This window comes from Cytobacillus luteolus (genome assembly GCF_017873715.1).
In the GTDB taxonomy this organism is placed as follows: domain Bacteria; phylum Bacillota; class Bacilli; order Bacillales; family Bacillaceae_L; genus Bacillus_BV; species Bacillus_BV luteola.
The window spans coordinates 388,919-408,550 of sequence record NZ_JAGGKM010000001.1 but is presented as its reverse complement, the minus strand read 5'-3'; the positions used below and the strand labels follow the sequence as shown (position 1 = coordinate 408,550).

21 protein-coding genes and 1 riboswitch are annotated in these 19,632 nt (G+C 36.9%); of the genes, 8 read left to right on the top strand and 13 right to left on the bottom strand.

Annotated features, from left to right (window positions below):
- The 9 genes from J2Z26_RS02110 to J2Z26_RS02070 all read right to left on the bottom strand — a co-directional run bounded on the left by J2Z26_RS02110 (nt 1) and on the right by J2Z26_RS02070 (nt 6,448).
- Nucleotides 1-963, bottom strand: coding sequence for a type II secretion system F family protein (locus J2Z26_RS02110; RefSeq protein ID WP_193537811.1), 963 nt, complete (start codon nt 961-963; stop codon nt 1-3).
- Nucleotides 960-2,393 (bottom strand): TadA family conjugal transfer-associated ATPase, encoded by a 1,434-nt coding sequence (locus J2Z26_RS02105; protein ID WP_193537809.1) that lies wholly within the window; start codon nt 2,391-2,393, stop codon nt 960-962. The genes J2Z26_RS02110 and J2Z26_RS02105 overlap by 4 nt, the downstream gene beginning before the upstream one ends.
- Nucleotides 2,390-3,238: a CpaE/TadZ family protein gene (locus tag J2Z26_RS02100; protein WP_193537807.1), complete on the bottom strand. Its 849-nt coding sequence runs from the start codon at nt 3,236-3,238 to the stop codon at nt 2,390-2,392. The genes J2Z26_RS02105 and J2Z26_RS02100 overlap by 4 nt, the downstream gene beginning before the upstream one ends.
- A gap of 59 nt (nt 3,239-3,297) precedes the next feature.
- A complete protein-coding gene (gene cpaB, locus J2Z26_RS02095; protein ID WP_193537805.1) occupies nt 3,298-3,981 on the bottom strand; it encodes a Flp pilus assembly protein CpaB in 684 nt (227 codons plus the stop codon).
- 10 nt (nt 3,982-3,991) lie between these two features.
- Nucleotides 3,992-4,909, bottom strand: a complete 918-nt coding sequence (locus tag J2Z26_RS02090) for a pilus assembly protein TadG-related protein (RefSeq protein WP_193537803.1) — start codon at nt 4,907-4,909, stop codon at nt 3,992-3,994.
- Between the two features lie 12 nt (nt 4,910-4,921).
- On the bottom strand, nt 4,922-5,305 hold the full coding sequence (locus J2Z26_RS02085; protein WP_193537801.1) for a TadE/TadG family type IV pilus assembly protein: 384 nt from the start codon (nt 5,303-5,305) through the stop codon (nt 4,922-4,924).
- Nucleotides 5,302-5,820, bottom strand: coding sequence for an A24 family peptidase (locus tag J2Z26_RS02080; RefSeq protein WP_193537799.1), 519 nt, complete (start codon nt 5,818-5,820; stop codon nt 5,302-5,304). Before J2Z26_RS02080 ends, J2Z26_RS02085 begins: the two co-directional genes overlap by 4 nt.
- 80 nt (nt 5,821-5,900) lie before the next feature.
- Nucleotides 5,901-6,083: a Flp family type IVb pilin gene (locus J2Z26_RS02075; protein WP_193537797.1), complete on the bottom strand. Its 183-nt coding sequence runs from the start codon at nt 6,081-6,083 to the stop codon at nt 5,901-5,903.
- A 20-nt stretch (nt 6,084-6,103) separates the two neighbouring features.
- Complete coding sequence (locus J2Z26_RS02070; RefSeq protein ID WP_193537795.1) at nt 6,104-6,448, bottom strand: DUF192 domain-containing protein; 345 nt, start codon at nt 6,446-6,448, stop codon at nt 6,104-6,106.
- Nucleotides 6,449-6,545: 97 nt separating this feature from the next.
- Nucleotides 6,546-6,633, bottom strand: a riboswitch (cyclic di-GMP riboswitch).
- A gap of 431 nt (nt 6,634-7,064) precedes the next feature.
- On the opposite strand from J2Z26_RS02070, the gene J2Z26_RS02065 reads away from it, so the two are divergent.
- A complete protein-coding gene (locus J2Z26_RS02065) occupies nt 7,065-7,253 on the top strand; it encodes an aspartyl-phosphate phosphatase Spo0E family protein (RefSeq protein WP_193537793.1) in 189 nt (62 codons plus the stop codon).
- Nucleotides 7,254-7,286: 33 nt separating this feature from the next.
- Here J2Z26_RS02065 and J2Z26_RS02060 read toward each other — a convergent pair whose 3' ends face one another.
- The gene (locus J2Z26_RS02060; RefSeq protein WP_193537791.1) at nt 7,287-8,468 is read right to left on the bottom strand and encodes a DUF418 domain-containing protein; all 1,182 of its coding nucleotides are present in this window, start codon (nt 8,466-8,468) and stop codon (nt 7,287-7,289) included.
- A 165-nt stretch (nt 8,469-8,633) separates the two neighbouring features.
- Between J2Z26_RS02060 and J2Z26_RS02055 the strand changes: the two genes are divergently transcribed.
- From J2Z26_RS02055 to J2Z26_RS02030, 6 genes are all read left to right on the top strand, one after another.
- Nucleotides 8,634-8,855, top strand: coding sequence for a spore germination protein (locus J2Z26_RS02055; RefSeq protein WP_193537789.1), 222 nt, complete (start codon nt 8,634-8,636; stop codon nt 8,853-8,855).
- 39 nt (nt 8,856-8,894) lie between these two features.
- Nucleotides 8,895-9,128, top strand: a complete 234-nt coding sequence (locus J2Z26_RS02050) for a spore germination protein GerPB (RefSeq protein WP_193537787.1) — start codon at nt 8,895-8,897, stop codon at nt 9,126-9,128.
- Nucleotides 9,129-9,202: 74 nt separating this feature from the next.
- Nucleotides 9,203-9,823 carry a spore germination protein GerPC gene (gene gerPC / locus J2Z26_RS02045; protein WP_193537785.1) on the top strand — a complete coding sequence of 207 codons (621 nt, stop codon included), beginning with the start codon at nt 9,203-9,205 and terminating at the stop codon, nt 9,821-9,823.
- A gap of 2 nt (nt 9,824-9,825) precedes the next feature.
- Complete coding sequence (locus J2Z26_RS02040) at nt 9,826-10,005, top strand: spore gernimation protein GerPD (protein ID WP_193537783.1); 180 nt, start codon at nt 9,826-9,828, stop codon at nt 10,003-10,005.
- An 11-nt stretch (nt 10,006-10,016) separates the two neighbouring features.
- Nucleotides 10,017-10,394 carry a spore germination protein GerPE gene (locus J2Z26_RS02035; protein WP_193537771.1) on the top strand — a complete coding sequence of 126 codons (378 nt, stop codon included), beginning with the start codon at nt 10,017-10,019 and terminating at the stop codon, nt 10,392-10,394.
- A gap of 49 nt (nt 10,395-10,443) precedes the next feature.
- A complete protein-coding gene (locus J2Z26_RS02030; protein ID WP_193537769.1) occupies nt 10,444-10,659 on the top strand; it encodes a spore germination protein in 216 nt (71 codons plus the stop codon).
- 46 nt (nt 10,660-10,705) lie between these two features.
- Here the strand turns inward: J2Z26_RS02030 and J2Z26_RS02025 are convergent, their stop codons facing one another.
- The 3 genes from J2Z26_RS02025 to addB all read right to left on the bottom strand — a co-directional run bounded on the left by J2Z26_RS02025 (nt 10,706) and on the right by addB (nt 18,316).
- Nucleotides 10,706-10,942, bottom strand: a complete 237-nt coding sequence (locus J2Z26_RS02025) for a hypothetical protein (RefSeq protein WP_193537767.1) — start codon at nt 10,940-10,942, stop codon at nt 10,706-10,708.
- 104 nt (nt 10,943-11,046) lie between these two features.
- Complete coding sequence (gene addA, locus J2Z26_RS02020) at nt 11,047-14,814, bottom strand: helicase-exonuclease AddAB subunit AddA (protein ID WP_193537765.1); 3,768 nt, start codon at nt 14,812-14,814, stop codon at nt 11,047-11,049.
- A complete protein-coding gene (gene addB, locus J2Z26_RS02015; protein WP_193537763.1) occupies nt 14,804-18,316 on the bottom strand; it encodes a helicase-exonuclease AddAB subunit AddB in 3,513 nt (1,170 codons plus the stop codon). The genes addA and addB overlap by 11 nt, the downstream gene beginning before the upstream one ends.
- Before the next feature lie 131 nt (nt 18,317-18,447).
- On the opposite strand from addB, the gene J2Z26_RS02010 reads away from it, so the two are divergent.
- Entirely contained in the window at nt 18,448-19,584 is a 1,137-nt protein-coding gene (locus J2Z26_RS02010) for an MFS transporter (RefSeq protein ID WP_193537761.1), read from the top strand.
- Nucleotides 19,585-19,632 lie beyond the last annotated feature (48 nt).

Below are 19,632 nucleotides of genomic sequence, written 5' to 3'. Positions count from 1 at the left end.
CTACACCTCGATTGTTGTGAGTTTCCGAATAAACATGAAACCAATTGTTCCAGAAATCGCACCTACGGTAATTAATATTAATCCTATTGGACTGGTGAATAAAGTTCCTATATATTCAGGTTCAATAAGATAAATAAAGAGTCCAAGAGCAATAGGTAAAAGACCAATAACAATCCCAGAAAGCCTACCTTGAGCAGTTAATGTTACAACTTGCCTTTGAATCTTCGTTCGATCACGAATGGTTTCAACAATCTTATCTAGTACCGTAGCTAAATTACCACCAACTTGTCTTTGAATAAGAATGGCTTGAATCATTAAATCCAAATCCTCGCTAGGCATTCTTTCTTTTAATTCATTCAATGAATCTTCGATACTACTACCATATTGCATTTCCTTTAGTACATGTTCTATCTCTTCTTTTATTGGCGACTGCGCCTCTTCCGCCACAGCCTTTAAGGCTTGTGGAAAACTAAATCCTGCTCGAAGTGAACCTACTACAGTTGTAAGCATATCTGGTAGCCCTTCATTAAACTTTGTCATTCGTTCTCTTTGTTTTTTCTTCACATACCATTTAGGAAGCATGAATCCGATTAATGCCCCAAGGAATAAAAAGAAGGGATTTTCTGAAGCTAAATAGAGAATTCCGCCCGTTAATGCTGTGCTTATCCATTGAAAAATCACATACTCTTCTGGCCTTAATTGTAGACCTGCACGATTAAGCATGATTTCAAGCTTTGAGTTCTTTTCCTTCGTTAAAACTTGTTTTCGAATTCTTTGCTTTGTGAGCTGCATTTGCACAATAAGATTAAACTTTTTACGGTCAAAGCCTTTTTTCTCACTAACGGCTAAATATCTTTTCATTCTTTTTTCTAAACTTTTATCTCTAATAAAGAGAAACTGGAGAATGGCTGTAAAAAACAGAAATGCACTAAATAGAAAGAGAATTAAGACAAACCATTTCATGCACCCCATTCCTCCTCTTCAATAAATACACTAGTAGGAATGTGAATTCCTGAAGCTTCAAGCCTCTCGTAAAATTTCGGCCGTACACCTGTTGGAACAAGTTTACCTTTTACTTTTCCGTCCGCATCTAGACCTTCTTGCTTGAAGCTGAAGATATCTTGTAGAACAATCACATCTCCTTCAAGTCCCTGTACTTCTGTGATATTAATAATTTTCCTTGAGCCATCCTTGAGTCGTGCTTGCTGAATAATCACATCCACTGCCCCGGCAATCTGCTCACGAATGGCTTTAATAGGAAGTTCGATTCCAGCGAGTAGTACCATTGTTTCTAAACGGGCAATCATATCACGCGGACTATTTGAGTGACCAGTAGCTAGTGAACCATCATGTCCAGTATTCATTGCCTGAAGCATATCTAACGCTTCTCCACCACGTACCTCACCAATAACAATACGATCAGGTCTCATCCTTAAGGAATTTCGAACCAAATCACGGATGGTAATTGCCCCTTTGCCTTCGATATTAGGTGGACGAGATTCAAGTGAGATAACGTGTTCCTGTCCTAACTGAAGCTCGGCTGCATCCTCTATTGTAATGATCCTTTCATCGTATGGAATAAAGTTTGAAAGAACATTCAGAGTCGTTGTTTTTCCAGAACCTGTTCCACCACTTACAAAAACATTTAATTTAGCTTTAACGCAAGCTTCTAGAAACACAGCCATTTCGTGAGTCAATGTTCCAAAGTTAATCATATCTTCAACTTGAAAGGGATCCTTGGAAAACTTTCTTATTGTAATTGTTGGGCCGTTTAGTGCGAGTGGTGGAATGATTGCATTTACACGAGAACCGTCAGGTAAACGTGCATCTACCATCGGGCTGCTCTCATCAATTCTTCTGCCAATTGGTGACACAATTTTCTCAATAATATTCATTACATGCTCTTCATCACGGAATTTAATCGAAGTTAACTCAATTTTCCCTTTCCGTTCACAGTAGACATGATTAGGGCCATTAACCATTACCTCAGTAACATTTTCATCCATTAACAATGGATTGATTGGTCCAAATCCTGCTAAATCATTTATAAGCTCATCGACGACTCGTTTGCGATCAATTTTCCCACGAAAGGATTCGTCTTCTTTAATAATTTCAATGGCCATTGCATCGAGCTTCGGAATAATTTCTTCCACATTATCATCCTTCAATTCTGAAAGGATTTGCTTATGTAGACGATTCTTCAGCTCTTGGTGTTTGTCAACTACCTCTTGGCGAGGACTATTTTTAGGAACTTCCTGTTTTCTACTTTCTCTAAATGATGAAACTAAATCTTTCTTTGGAATGTAATCAGGTTGAGTTGGGGAAGGAGTTTCAAGAGAGACGCTTTCCTGACGCTCTTGCTCCTTTTCTTTTATTCGATTTAATAGGCTCATTCTGCAGTCTCCTCCTTCAGGCGCTTACGGTTTAGGAATTTAGAGATGATTGAAGGTTTTTTTGCTTTTATCATCGAAATCTCCCGACGAGTTGTTAGTTGTTCCGCCATTTTAAAGACTGATTTTGCTAACTCAGTCTTACCTTGATTCATAACAAAGGGAATTCCTATATTTAAGGATTGTGATGCTATCTGAAAATCATTTGGTATATAGACAGGGTCATCTTCTCCTAATATCTCTGGAACATCGCTTGCCTGTATAACACTTTCCATTGTTGCACGATTAACAACAACCCTTACCTTTTCACGCATCCCGAGCACTTCAAGTGTTTCCAGCATCAATTTGGTATTTTTTAATGCAGCCATTTCAAGATTTGTTACAACTAATACTTGATCTGCTTTTTCGATAAATTGGAGTGTCTTTTCCTGCAATCCTACACCTGTATCGACAAGTACATAATCCTGCTGGACAAGTAATAAATCTAGCACTTTACTTAATATCTCTTCTGTTACTATTTCAGCGTATTCTGGACGTTCGGGAGCTGGTAAAACTTTTACCCCAGTCTCATGATTACATAGGTAGCTAGCAAGGCTAAATTCATCCAGACGATCAATTTCTTCAACTACATCTTTAATTGTGAATGTTGATTGAAGGTCCATAGCAAGACTAATATCACCGAATTGGAAGTCACCGTCAACTATACTAATAGATATATTCTTTTTAAATAAAGCAACAGCTAGGTTAACCGTAAGAGTGGTCCTCCCTATTCCACCTTTAGCACTACAAACGGCAATCAATTCTCCGCGTTTCTTTTTTCCTTGCTGTATCATTTGATTGTTTGTCATGAAATTTCACCCCGGTCTAGTCTAATCCCTAGTCTCATGTGTACGTATGTTTTTCTATCTTACTTTTTAACTGGTGGTGGTACGATTTTTGTATGAATGGTTAAATGAATGTTCCCACGTTCTGATGCATTAATTAAAGTTACTGAGTCTTCTGGCTTGAGTTCTAATGTAACGGAACTATACTCCGCATAAACTTCGTCTTCACTAGTGGCGGCTATCATTTTACGTCCAATAGCTAGAACTCTAACCTTAGAAAGAATTTGTTTTGTAACCACTGTATCAACATTATTTACTTTTACAACTTCACTGAAAACAACATCTACAAGATCTTCTGGCTCAATTAAGTTGGATACAGATTGAACAAAGTTTACACCTACTGATACTCCTCGATGTCCATCCGTCACTTTTCTAGAAACGAATAGTGTTTCTTCCTTTTCAGATTTAACTCTGTGAGTAAGAAGGATTTCTCCAGCCTCTATATCCGAAGTAGCGTATAGTCCTTCTACTTCTGATAGCTCAGTTACAGTTTGAGCATGTAGACCATCCTTTGGAACTTGAGCAATAACAAGCATATCCGATGTTATTCTTTGATTTTCCTTTATAAGTCCGTTTGCCTGCACAACTGGTACTGTGTTTTCATTTATCACCGCTTGTGTATCAAATTGATTCATATAGTTAAAGAATAGTACAGTTGTTATGATTCCCATTACTAATGCTAAAAGCATAATTATCTTTGATCTCATGTTTCTTCACCTACTCTGTTAATCTAATGCTGAAAGCACCTTTATTTAAACTATTAGGCTCTTCAAAACCAGTTCCTGCTCTTTTAATAAACATACCCGTTATTGAAGTGTCTTTTGAATCCATTGGATCGGTAATATAAAAATAAGCAAACCCCGTAATCTGAATTTGTTTCATTTGATTTACATAATCTCCATATGGTTTAAAAGTAGGGATAAGTATGATTCTCGAGCAGTCCCGATCATACACACTCTCAGCGGTATGTAAACACCCATCCACACGCTCTTTAATAACAGACCTTGTTTTTCCAGCGATATTCCCCGTTTCCGTATCTAGAATATCTCCCACTTTTATCTCTTGTTGATATCCGTTCCTTAAGTTATCTTCGTAGGTTGCCGCACCTGATCCGCCAAGTGCTAATACTCCAAAATTTCCATATTCAACTCCAGTTGAATCGACTTTGAGTTTATATTGCGTGTTGTAATCTAGCTTAATTGAATCATCTATACCAAGTGGTGCTGCACCAGTTGCTCTTCCCATCACCCTTAGTTCAGCTGCAGCATTACTGTGCACATCTATCGATTCAAATCCAAGCAGTTTTGAAAAGACTAAAGGTACTGTTTGCTTCAGTTCAATTTCAACTCGATCACCCATTGTAATCGTCATCTCTTGAAGATGGCCTTCTTCTCCATGTGCAAGTAGAACCTCATTGACTACATGCCTTACTGCATTTTCAGTATTCGTTAACTCCTGTGCCCCTGATAAAACCGCTGCATTCGCAACTTTTTGTAAATGACTTTTTGTCATATACATTGTTCCACCATCCATTACAAGGCCGCCCATTGTAAGTAAACCCATAAAAGCTAATGAAACGAGTAATAAAACATTGCCTTCTTCTTTTTGTAAAAATTTCTTCAGCCTCTTTTTCATTTTATTCACCCCTTACTCAACTCGTATGGTTGATTCAGTGGATAAAATAAGTGGAGTAGGCAAGAACGATGAAAAAAATGGGGTGACAATTTCAATTGGATAATCAAGGGTTATGCTCATATATTCTCCAGATTTTCTGTATTCTTCTGATGGTGAGATTGTAACTTTTAATAGACTAGAGTCCCCTAAATCAACATAGTCTCTAGCAAACTGTCTGATTTCAGCATCTCCTCTACCTAAGCCCCCCAAACGCACCGTTTCTTGAGTTGCTAAATGAAGATGAGTATAAGAATATAGCAATCTACCAAAATCGAATATCCCAGCAAGTAATAGTAGTAATATAGGTAACAACAAAGCCATTTCAACTAGGGATTGTCCCTTTTCTTCTTTTATCATAAAAGTATCCACCCTTTTGCAAATAAGGATAAGAGTGCTCCTCCAACAATTGCGACACCATAGGGATAAGTTGCTTGAAGTGCATCTTTATCTAAGGTTAATGGAATCCTAACTCCATTTTTTAATCCCACAATTGAATATAAAATTGATTTAAGACGAGTTAATACTCCTTTTCGGAAAAACAATATTCCTAATGCAATAATTCCACCAATTAGAGCCATGTAAATTCCAGTATAAAATACAAAAACTGAACCTTTAATTGCTCCAATTAAGGCTAATAGTTTTACGTCACCAGCTCCCATTCCACCTAACATATATGGAATGATCAGGATCCCGAGTCCTGTTAAAAAACCTAATACAGAAAATATGATTCCTGTTCCTATTGGTGAAAAAGCATGAATTATAAACGTAACACCGAGAGCTGGGAAAATAACTTTATTGTATATTCTTCGTGATTTAAGATCGGTTAATAAACAAATCCCTAACACGACGATTAGTAGGCTATTCATGATCATTAAGGATCCCTCTTTTCTACATAATCCTTTTAAAAAAGGCCTTACGTTAAATTAACGCAAGACCCTTGCTGGAATTCTTCTTATTGTGCACCATTACGATTCTGTACATTTGTTAATACGTCAGTAAACATTGCTTGAATTTGGTTTCTTAATAAAACTAGAGTTCCTACTACCCCAACCGCAATAACTCCTAATACTAACCCGTACTCAGTCATCCCTTGACCTTGCTCTTCTACTACTAATCCTTTTAATTTGTTCATCATTATAAATCTCTCCCTTTTTCTCAATTTTTAATTTGCAGTTTATGTCCTATCATGGTGTTGGTTTTCTTGATTGTACCGGCTGGAAGTTCAACAACTGAACTTGCCTGAGCATGCACCTTTCCGATCTTTCGGGGTGAGAAATGCTCGTCTATCGCAACAATGTCATTTTGTTCCGATATGTAAAGTACATCAATTGAATAGTTCATAAAAAACGAATGGATTGACCGGCAGGGTTTGATGTGGAGCCCAGAACCTGATGCAAGTGAATGAGTAAACATTAATCCGAATAATCTTTTATGAAAGCTGTAAGCTTTTCTCAGATCACTAGCAAGTATTTCATTGTTTGTCAGATTCATAAGCTTCATTTTTTCACCTCTTCTCTCCAACAAAAATAGCCCCTGCCTTTTACCGAAAGGGGGGATAAAGAATTGCAGACTAATAGATAGACTACACCCTGTATCTTTCGGTAGCTGGCTGGCATAGTGCATATTGCACTTTAGCCCCTGTAGCTTTGCGTCACTGATTTTCATCAGGTTTGCCTTTATCGAGATTCAGCAATTTTTTCACTTTTCCGACTGATCTCTTGCTTTTATGATAAATTTCCTAACCCAAAACGACAATCCTACATAAGACTTATTTATTTTCAGAATTTTTAATATTTTATTAGGTAGATGCCCCCATGATTTTTCCAACTAAAATAGGCCGATACTCACTGTTCAATTCTCTCCGTTTAAACACAAAGACCTATAGTCGATTTCATTGTAGGAATTTGTAGTCTTTTGTAATATCACGATATCTTTTGACGAATCGGTTTTCTTTTAGGATTTTGAGGCTATAATATTTATACAATCGCTTGCACTTATTATAAGGTGCTATGGAGAAGTAAGTTAAATCTCAAATTTAAAAGGTATAGTACTACTAGCCTACATTACATAAATTTTTCATGATCGAAGTACTATAAAATTTATTGGGGATAGTCATATGTTAAGCTTAATTATAGAAGCCAAGAGAATAAAAATGATTACTCTAGCACAGAAATATGGATTCACTGCAAAAGAAACCATACAGTGTAGCCAGGAGCTAGATAGACTATTGAATTTATATGGACAAGCTATGGAGTCACAAGATTCATGTGATGAAAACCCTGCCGCTAAATCGATTATTTCATAAAAAAAACATTCGCTTTAAAAGCGAATGTTTTTTTTACTCTCTTATCTTAAGTGGTTGTTTTTTACCGTATGTCAAAGTTCTCCACAGCCACTCTACTGGACCAAATTTATAATAGTTTAGCCAAAGCTTACTAAGGATTATTTGTATACTAAAAATAACAAGTGTTAAGATCAGTCCCACAAACGGACTCACTTTTCCATAAAAGCCCAATCCATAGCTATAAAACAACAATGTACATAATATGGATTGAAATAAGTAGTTTGTGAGTGACAATCTACCAACATAAGATAACGGTGATAAAATAGATTGCCACAGAGTTTTTCTCAATAAGAGGAGAATACTTGTTATGTAAAACATAGCAATCGCAGGGCCACCTATCGTATCCTGTATAAATTCTGTCATCAGGTTTTGATCGAATAGATATGGTAGAAGTTTAAAGGGTAGTCCAATCATCAATGTAATAAACCATACAATTTTAATCGACTTAATATTCTCATCTACTTTCGAAAACCATTTAACTTTTGCAGAGAGGGCTCCAAGTAAAAACATTGGCAACAAAGTCACTAGCATAAATGGAAAATTAAATGGGCCATTTACCATATACCAATCTTGAAACCGTTGAGAGGTAATTTCGGTAAATGTTCCTGTACTATATACCTCAACCGATTGCTCAGTCATTTTTTCATCATATGGAATTGTTAGAGCAGATGGCTCAAATAACAAGGCTAACAAGAGAAGTCCTGTCATTAATATTGTCGGAACAATGATTAATACCAGTGACCATACCAATAATGTGATTGGCTTAACCTTATGAAATAAATAGAAAATAACCCCGATAATTGCATACGTAATTAATATATCACCATGCCAAATTAAAAAGGCATGAATACACCCTATTATCAATAGCACAAATAATCTTCTAAAATAGAGTTTTGGAAAAGAAAATCCTTTTTCCATAACACGTTCTTTAAATATCATAACTCCAAAACCAAACAGAAATGAAAACATTGTGTAAAAACTTGCTTGGGCAGATAGATTGATAAAATCTTTCGTCCAAAGATCCAGTTTATCTGTCCACCAATCCGGCCCAATATAAAGTACAGGTGAATTAAAGGCTGCCATATTGACTAAAAATATCCCCAATATCGCTAATCCCCGAATAATATCAATCGATTTAATTCGTTCTTTTTCTTGAATAGGTGTTAGTTGATTCATCTTTACACTCCTACACTGATAATTTTTACCATTTTTTCATTATAGTTGATTACTAGACATAATTCTAGGTTAAGTTACTCTTCTTACAAAGGATAAGAAAATTCACGTCGTATAGGCCTTCGTCATATACTTAAAGCAAGATTATTATTAAAGGGTGTTTTAGTTATGCCAGCTTTCGTCGGAGCAGTAAAAGTAAATAGTGTTGGGGGAAGCTCAGTGTTTAATATCGGGGACGTATTTACAATTTCACCAAGTAGCAATGCCAAAACATATGCTGGTGCTGGTTCATTCAATACGGGAGATGGATTATATGTTCTTAATAGACAAAGTTCAACCAACACTTATGATAGAGATGTCGTTGATCAGCCTATTGCAGGTAATGCTTAACATTCATCTGCATACTTTACCTTGTAAGGAGGGTCCTTAGTGAATTTCTACATCAATCAGAGTATTTGCATCAATTATTTGCGAGTCGGTTCAGTTGCAAACTCATCAGTATTACAAATTGGTAGTGCAGGAATCATTAAGCCTATGAGTAATTTGTATAATACCGGTGGTTATACACAACCGGCACCTGAAATAGCTACTGACCAAACTGTTGTATCAGAAAACGCTTCAGAATTTGTCCCGGCTGTTCCACTTTCTACAGTTAGTCGATAGGCATTCACCTATTTGCCTTCTATTGAATATATAAATTTATAAATGGGATTATGAATGCTTTGGGAGGGATTCTAATGTATATGTCTTATGATATGAATCAGTACTTGCAGCAACTCCACACATATGTTTTAAAACAGAATGAAAGAATTAACCATTTAGAGACTGTTATCTTACGATTAGAAAATGATATTAAAGAAATTAAGCAAAAACCAAGTACAAACATCGAAAGAATTGAGTATAAGTTTGATCAATTAAAGGTGGAGACACTTGAGGGTACCTTAAATATTGGACTGAATCCATCTGATACTGGAGCCATTGATGATTTCTCCGTTTCACAAGGGAAAATGCAGGTTCCCCCTTATAATCAATTTAACAGAGAATATGTTGAGGGAATCCGTGGAGAAATGGTGATTTATTTGGAGGATGAATGTTTAGATTTAATCGATACGATTGAGAAAAAGCATGGAGCTACATTAGATCAAGCCTACCGTGATTTTATTATTGATGATATTTCTAAACAACTTGATACTAGAATTGAATATCACTTAAATCAGCAACTGTCTAATCCATCCCTTCCACGCAACGAACCAGATATCATTCATACTAATGTTGTTGCGAGTATGAAAGCTGACATAGAAAATGCGATTAATGCTTTCATAATTAATCTTCCAGACAATATGAAGGGAGCAAACTAAAGATGAATTTTACAGTCGTTAACCGAGACTTATCGGTTGGGAATATTCACGTTGTAGGTGTTTCGACTTCATCTATCTTTTTAATCGGCGATACGAAAACGATATCTTTGTCTTCAGCTTTTGATACTCCTGCAGAGTCTCTAATTATTGGACCATTTGTTCCACTGACCCCTTCAGTATAAGGAGCTTTAATATGTTAAGAAGATCGTCAAACGTTAAAAATATATATGTTAACTCAGTAGGTCTTGGCTCTGTTGTGCAAATTGGAGACTCTACTAATCTCCGTCCTCTGTCTAGAGCCCTTGCTGTCCAAAGAGAAAAACAGGTCTTTTTTGGAGTAGAAGGAAATTTTGATGAATATCCAGTCTTCACAAAGCCTCTAGTGCAACCTCATTTTTATGAGAGGGTAAACATGGTTGAGCACAACTTGAAACCTACAATAAATGTTAATAACATAAAAGTTTCTGCCATCTCAGCATCAGGTATTTTTCATGTCGGATCTACCGAACATATCTCTTCAGAGTCACGGGTTAAGCATATCCGTCAAATACTTAGTGATGAAGAAGAATAGGAATAGAAAGTATATATATCTTAATTTCATTAAAAGGGAGTTTTTTAATATGCCATCTATTGTTGGCCCTATTCAAATTAACAGTATAGAAGGAATTGTTAATTTAGGGGATTCTTTTTATATTTCACCAAAAGGGTCTTCTAAAAGCTCATTAGGTTCTGGTGGAGCAAATACGGGTGATTTTCATATCGTAAATAATATTTTAAGTGCAACGAATGCAATTGACCCAGATGTCAATGATTCTAATATTACCGCCAATGCTTAATATAAAAAAGAAACTATCCTGACCAAAGGATAGTTTCTTTTCATTTTTACCACCAAAATCCAGGGTAACCATAGCCGAATCCATACGGATACGGTGGATAGAACGGAGTCGGTCCATAAAAGTATGGGTTTAGTAATGTACTTCCAAGTAGGCCACCTAATACTCCACCTACCAGTGGTCCCTCAAATCCGCCACCATAGCCCCAATAAGGTCTTCTTGGTCTAATGTATGGTCTTCTTAAAGCTCTCGTGTCCATTGCATGAATAGGAAATTGTTGATTCATCTGTTTACCTCCACATGTACCTAATTAGTTGTTCAATAAAGGATATTCAACTAGTAGGTAAATGTCGTGGGCTTTTAACTAGATTTGCCAATAAATCTTACACCCTATAATTTTAGTAAGTGTCCACCGTCAAAATAATACAAATAGCGGTGGGTTAACGGCTTCTTCCAAATATATTCGATTGCTTTTGTGTACAATTCGATTTGAGTTCGGTATCTTTCTTCTAAGATAGGCTTGGCCTCTTCAAAGCCACCTTTATACCTGCCAGTGATTGCATCTGTTTTATAATCGATTAGTGTTAGGCGATTTTCATCCTCGAATATACAATCAATAACACCTTGAACCAATATATTTTCTTCTTCTGCTTGCTCCCATTTTGCATAGGCCTCATTCGCTGGCAAGGCCAAGCTAAATGGGATTTCTCTTTTGCAATAAGGGGCTTTAGTTAGTCTCTTTCCAATTTCAGTATGGAAAAATCCTACTATATTCGCAATATCAATTCCTTCAGCTTGTTCACTTGTTAGGAGCTCAGTATTTACCATCTTTGCAATTTGTTCACGTAAGCTCGCTTCATTCATATCCTTTGCAAAGTCAATATGCTGCATAACCATATGCATTGCTGTCCCTTTTTCTGCCGGTGTTAATGACTTCTCCTGCATAAAACGTGGGCGATCAGCAAGTTTTGGTTTCATCTTCCGAATAAATTCCGTGGAACTACTCTCATCAATACTATCATGCTGCCTTTTGATCTCAGTGACAGTTTGTTTGGATCGATGTGAAGCCGCCAATTGATTTGGGTAGACCCATTCTAATTGACTTATTATTTTATCTTTAAATGGACTTTCTACGGCAACAGGACTACCACTTTTTAACGCCTCAAGTAACTCTGCATCATTTTCTTTATCGTCAATAAATACTTCTTGAAGACTACCCGAATGAATCAGTTCCACTAACCATTTAGCAGAGTCATTTTTTATTTCTTCCGGCACACGCTGAATTGTTGCCCCTTCTCCCCGTAGAAGTTCACAATCCTTATGTCGTATTAAAGCAGGACCTATCCAGTCCATATACGATTTGGCAAGAGCTCTTCTATGGTCGGAGAGTAACCAATTCTTATTCTCCAATTCATCCTGCCACTTTTCAGTCTGCTTTTGGAACTCTTTTACGGTTCCAACAAGATATAATTTTTCTTTTGCACGTGTGAGTGCAACATAAAGTACACGCATTTCTTCGGCAATTAGTTCAAGCTTCATCTTCTTTTTCATAGTGGACAGGGTAATCGTTGGATAACTAATACGTAATTTCGGATTTACAAATTTAGAACCAAAACCTAATTCTTTATCAAGTAGGTACTTTTTATTTAAATCCATCATGTTAAATTGCTTCGACAATCCTCCAACAAAAACTACCGGGAATTCTAGTCCTTTACTTTTATGAATGGTCATTAAACGAACAACATCTTCTTGTTCCCCTAGTGCACGAGCCGTCCCTAAATCATCTCCACGGTCCTGCATTCTTTCGATAAATCGTAAAAAACGGAAAAGCCCTCTGAAGGAAGTTGCCTCATATTGACGGGCACGGTCATATAAAGCTCTCAAGTTAGCCTGACGCTGTTTCCCTCCAGGTAAACCGCCTACATAATCATAAAACTTTGTTTCACGGTATAGCTGCCAAATCAAATCAGATAACCCTCCATGGCGAGCCTCTGTCCTCCACCTTTGAAGGTTTTCATAAAAAGCTTTTACCTTATTTATTAATTGAGAATCTGTATGACCTTCTTTTATAAAAGCAGTCATTGCCTCATAATAGGAGGTTTGCTTTGAAGAAATACGAATCACCGCTAATTCCGTTTCATCTAATCCTACAATAGGTGACCTTAACACCGACACAAGCGGTATATCCTGAAAAGGATTGTCAATCACCTTTAGTAAGGACATCATAATTGCTACCTCAGTAGCATTAAAATAACCTGAACGAAGGTCGGCATATAGTGGGATTCCTTGTTGCTTAAATTCCTCAAGTATCTGAGGAGCCCAAGGCATCGAACGTAAAAGAATAACAATATCACGATACGTAATATTTCTTGTTCTTTTAAGCTTTGAATCATAGACCTGGAACTGATTTTGAATAAGTTCTTTAATCTTTTTTGCCATCAACCTTGCTTCAAGTTGGGCAGTTTCTAATTCAGCTTGATCAAACAGAACGGACACTTCATCTTCACTATCTTCTTCTGTGGAAGATTGGGCTTCTTCCTTCCCCTCACGCTCAATAATTAATAGCTCTGCTGCCATATCATTATTGTCAGGATAAGCTGCTCCCAGCTTTAGCTCTGCGTCGTGATCATATTCAATTTCTCCAACCGTTTCTCCCATGATCTGTCTGAATAAAAAATTCGTACCATCAAGAACTTCTGCTCGACTTCTGAAGTTTTTTGATAGATCAATTCGTAGACCTGTGTTTGCTCCATCCTTGGTAAAGCGTTTATATTTACCTAAAAATAGAAATGGTTCTGCAAGTCGGAATCGATAAATGGATTGTTTTACATCTCCAACCATAAATAAATTTCCGCTTACTTCGCCTTCCTTCGTAACTAATTGTAAAATGGATTCCTGAACCATGTTCGTATCCTGATATTCATCAACTAGTACTTCTTCAAACTGTTCTCGGTAATCTAGAGCAGCATCAGAAGGAATCAGGTCTAATCCATCATTTTGATTAGCCAATATTTCTAAACAATAATGCTCTAAGTCTGAGAAATCGACAAGACCCTTCTCTTCTTTTAATTTTCGGAATCGATTTCCAAATTCATTAACCAATGTAACCAACATTGAAATAACATCTTTCATTTCACGCAAATCTTTCAAGTAATTTGCTGGTTGACGACTAAAAAGTTCTTCTTTTATTTTCTTAACCTGATCCTTTGCATCATCTCGTAGCTTTGTAACTCTCTTAAGTAAATCCGGATCGTACTCATCACCTTTACAAGGTTTTGCACTAGGGTACGTTAAGTTTTGCATTTCTTCATAAAGATGCGACCAGGACATTTTACTTGCAGATAGTAATCGATTTAGTTGCTCTAAATCTGTTTCTATCGTAATTGCACGTGGGGCTGGTCCTCCAGGTTGCTTTGTTAATTCCATTGCTTGTAGTAAACGGTTCTTGGCTCCATTTAAGTTGAGCAATACATCTGCCATTAGATATGGATATAAAGAGGTGTCCTCCATCTCCGTATCCTCGCGGACATCATAATTTGCTATCATTTCATCCAACCATTTTTCAGGATTGGGATGAGCCCTTGAAAAGTCATACAGCTTACGTATCATATCTTGTAAGTCTGAGTCACTTCTGTCGTTCGTATAACGATCTACTAAATCAAAAAACAACTCATTCGACTCGGAACTATAATACTCTTCAAAGAGCTCCTCTAATACTTCATCTCTAAGAAGCTCCCCCTCTGTTTCATTTGCTATTCTAAATCCCGGATCGATATCTAACATGTAGTAATACTTTCTAATTACATTCAAGCAAAAGGAATGAATGGTTGAGATGGATGCACGATTTAATAAGGTTAGCTGCCTTCTTAAGTGAAGGGAGGCCGGCTGTTCCTTTAAAGCTTTTTCAAGTGCCTCACCAATCCGGTTCCTCATTTCGGCCGCTGAAGCATTTGTGAATGTCATAACCAGCAGGCAATCCACATCAATCGGGTTATCTGTTGAAAGAATTTTTTTGATGATACGTTCTACTAATACTGCTGTTTTCCCTGAACCTGCAGCCGCCGCAACTAAGATATCCTTCCCGCTTGAGACAATCGCTTTCCACTGATCATCCGTCCACTGACTACCAATCGGCTTTTCAATATGATTAGAACTCAAGGCTAGTTCCTCCCTTCCTTACTTTCTCAAGTACATCATCATTTTTCTCTTGAACTAGTACTCTATAGTCGTTGTCCTCTACTGATTGATCAAATTGACAAACAGTTTTATATGAACAATACGTACAAGGGGTTTTATCCTTTAGCTTATAAGGATTAATGTCAACATTACCCTCGGTAATACGGTTACCAATGTTCTTAAAGATACCCCTAATATGAGTTCGTAAATGTCCTAAATCTTCTTCACTTGCAATCGCTGAGGTTGAGTAAAAGCCACCCTTTGTTTTGATTGCGGCTGGAACAATTTGAGAATAACCAGTTTCTAAGGTTTGGTCCATCAAACGAACAGCTTCTTCATCTCCAAGTAATAGACCCTTCATCTTAAAGCGTTTAAAGATTTCTTCTTCGATAGACTCCTCATTCATGGCATTCTTACTACTAATCATCGGATTATGAACATGGAAGTATAATACCCCAGCTGGAGTTGCCTTAGTTCCTATCCAATCCTTCGAATGAGTGATAACAACATCCAAATAGGTTAACATCTGTAAAGCTAGTCCATAGTATACTTCAGATAAGTTTAAGCTCTTCTGACTAGATTTATAATCCACAATACGTAAAAGAATACCCTTAGAGCTTTCAGCTTTATCCACTCTATCAATACGGCCGATCAACTCCATCTTGCTTCCATTATCAAGTTCAACTTGAATTGGAGGTAAAGGGCCTTTTTTACCAAAATCAATTTCTAACCCCAATGGAGCAAATCCACTTGCTTTCGCATGGTCACTTAAAATACCAGACGCACGACTGATGATGTGCTGTAATTTCCGTTTAATGTATTGAAATCGATTTGAACTTAATAAAATTTCTCTTTGCAGTCTTGGAGCAAGCAAATCTACTGCTTCTATTGCTAATTGATTACATTGCTCTTTCGTAAGGTCACGCCACTCCAATTTACGTGCATGAAGCATATCTGCAATTTGTTTAAGTGCTGCATGAAAAAGCTGCCCTATATCAGGTGCTTCTAATCGAAATACATTTCGATCCTTCAAACCTAGACCATAGCTTACAAAATGAGAAAACGGACACCCTTGGAAAACTTCCATTCTTGAAACACTTCCCTGAATGGTTTCACCATATAACTCTTTCGAAAGGTCAGGTGGCAACTTTTCAGGTTTATTTTTATAAAACAAGCTTCCTAACACATGCTTTGCTTGACCTTTTAGTTGTTCATGTTTCATAAAATAGTTATAAATATCCCACCACAGAGGTTCTACTGGATATAATTTTTTCCATGTTTGAAGCTGTGCGGTTAAGTAGGATAACGCAACAGATGGATTAACAGCATATAACAACTGTTCTTCTACAGCTAACTCTGCTGGTTCATTTACGTAAAATCTGTATTGGATGGAAGGAAACAGATCTTTTAACCTCCCCAGAATAACCGAAGGAAGTAACGTTTTCCCTTCCTCATCAGCCAATGGATAACTAACATATACTTTGTGGGCAGCACTAGTTAGTGCATTATAGATTAAAAAGTTCTCATCCAGTAAAAGCTCCCTACTTCCAGGTGCAAGCTTAATTCCACTCTCACTCAAACGATCTCGGTCTGATTCAGACAATACACCATCGTCCTTTGGCTTAGCTGGAATAACCCCATCATTTGCCCCAATAATAAATGTACATTTTATGTTTGAAAAACGAGAGCGCTCAAGACTAGCCACTAATACCTGATCTATGGCAGGTGGAACCAATGCAAATTTCATGCTTTCCATTCCTGATTCAAGCATGTCACTAAAAAGCCTTAAACTAACCTTTTCATTAGGCATAATTTCAACAAACTGGTCAAGCAAATCAATTACAGCCTTCCAAACTTGGTCGTGCTCTCTTGCTTCTTCAAGGTTTCCTTTTTCTTCTGCTTCGATTTTCAATTCTTCCATTTTTTCTGGAATGTTAAGATCTTCTAAAAAGAGATAAAGTGCCTCACACAACCCTCGACCATCCTGTGCTTTTTTAAGGCGCTGCTGTAAAGCTACTAACGGTTGTACAATCATATCTCTTAATGTGTTCAGCTTGTCTTCTATTTCTTTTTCTTTGTCCGTTTGACCAAAGTCTGTGTTCTCTAATGCTCGAAGTTTCTTATAGGTCCAACGGTCTTTAGTTGTCCAGCGGCTTCCTTGAATACCATACTCTAAACAATAGTTTTCAAGCTTGTCCATCTCTTCTCTTAAACGGTACTTGTTTCCACTTACCTTATTTTCACCCAATGGAAACAACAGATCTGTTTTTACACAACGGAAAATAGCTTCATATCTCCAGTTACCTGTAATAACCTCTAAACTTGAACGAATGAATTCAATTAAAGGGTGATTAAGCATTGATCGTTTTTGATCAATAAAAAAAGGAAGTTCATAGTCTTTAAAAACTGTTTCAATCATTTCGTGATAATCATTTGAATTGCGTACCAATAAGGCAATATCCCGATAACGATAGTTTTCTTCACGAACAAGCTTGCGAATCTCTCTAGCAATCCCTTCAATTTCAGCTCGACGGTTAACTGCTTGGCTGATTGATATTGCTGCATTTGAATGATAAGGAACAGTCGGCCTTGTATCAAAGTTTTTCTCTAGGTGTGCAAGAGATGGAGCATCTGCAAACCTAAAAGGTTCTTTTAAAAAGAGGAGCGGTTCGTGTACTTTTATTTTATTTTCGCTGGCAAGGTCACGTAAGGTTTGGTACGTATGACCAGTCATTCTAAAAAGACTAAGTTCATGCGGTGGATAATCATCATAGCGTTTGTCAACGGTTAAGGCGATGGTCACTGACTTACACTTTCTCATCAACTGTGCTAACACTTCATATTCTTGAGGTGTAAAGCTATGAAATCCATCTATATAAATTTCAGCATCTTCAAGGTATGAAGATGATTTTATTTTTTCTGCTAACAATCGTAAATAATCTTCAGAATCTACGTACTTACTGGAAAGGTGCAGTTCTAGGTCATCAAAGATCAACTTTAAATCATGAAGTTTATCAGCTAAAACCGGATTTGAATCTGTATTCACATCAATTGTGGCTTCCGATAGGTCCTCCCCACGAACACAATACCTCTTAAATTCAGCAATCATTTCCTCCATCTGAGTGATAAATCCAGTTTTTTCAGAAGCGCGAGAAAAAACCTTTAGTTCCTTTTTGCGTTGCTCAATGATTTTTCGAAGAACCATGTTTACCCCAACGTTATTTAAGTGGTAACGACTCATACCACCTGTTTCTTGTAATACTCGCCAGGCTAGACGTGTAAAGCTAAACACTTGTGCACGCATCATGCCACCTAAACCAGGTGTGTTAATAAGATCGTATTCTGATTGAAACGTCATCTGGTCCGGGACAAGATATACTAGCGGATTACCAGTTGGGTTGTCCAACAATTTCTCCCGAATCTCGTGGATAATGGTTGACGTCTTACCACTACCAGCCCGTCCCAATATAAAGTGTACTGACATTTATTTAACCCTCCGTATGAGAATTTAATATGCTATTAGAAAATTAGTTTATTAGTTTATTTTACTTTAACTAACAAACGAAAGCACCTAAATACCATTGGTACTTACACCTAAAAAAAGGAAGTTTTGTTATGAGATTACTATTCGTTGCTGTATTCTTAGTTTTTACTGGAATTTCAATTGCAAGCAATATATATACGTTAATTCCTATTTATCATGATATTTCTCTAGACTTGAACATCTCTTCGACAAAAGCTGTATTAGCAAGTAGTGTATTTTCATTTTGCTATGCTATTGGCTTACTTATGTTTGGGCCGATGTCTGAAAAGTTTGGTCGAAAGCTTGTTATTGTGCTTGGACTTTTGTGTTCGAGTATTACGACTATCATTGTTGGTCTTTCAACAAGTGAATGGCTACTATATCTTTCGAGGGGACTACAAGGAATAGCATTAGCCACCTTTGCCCCCGTTGCCTTCTCCTATACGTTTGATTTATTTCCCGCTAAACCTAGAACCCTGGTTCTTGCTTTGATAAACAGTGGTTTTTTAATGGCTGGAATATTGGGTCAACTAGTAAGCTCATTTATAACAGATTATCTTAGCTGGGAATATGTATTTTATTTCTTTGGATTAGTATACTTTGGTCTGTTTGGAATCGGTTGTGTACTTTTTCCTAAGCATGTAGTCCCCAGCCAATCAAGAGAAGTACTAAAAAATATGATCCGTTTACTTAAAAATTCACTATTAATTAAGAGTTATTTGATTACCTTTACTCTTCTGCTAACATTTGTTGCCTTTTATGATGGGATAACTAGATATTTAACAAATGAATTGCAGGTTGAGTCAGAAGTATTATTTGCCATTCGAGGTGCAGGACTTTTAGGAGCTGTACTCTCACTTTTTACTGGAAAGATAATTGCAGCTGTTGGAGAAATGAAGACGTTAAAACTTGGACTTTGTTTAACCATTTGTAGCTTGTTTCCACTAATCATCCTACCCTCACCAAAATTGATTGCAATCTTATCCATCTTTTTTGTTGCGTCGATCTCCTTACTTTTACCTTCTATTATTTCCTTCATTGGAAAAAATGGTGGAGAGCATCGTGGAAGCGCACTTTCTATCTACTCCTTTACCTTACTGACAGGTGCAAGCCTTGGACCAGTTCTAGCTGAGTTTCTCCTTTTCAATAAGCTAGTTCTGCTTCTTATAGGACTTTTCACACTCAACCTTATTGTTGGGAGTAAGTTAAAGATTAAAGAAATGGAATAATTGGAAATAATTATTGCATAAATATTATTCGTATGGTACTTATGAAAT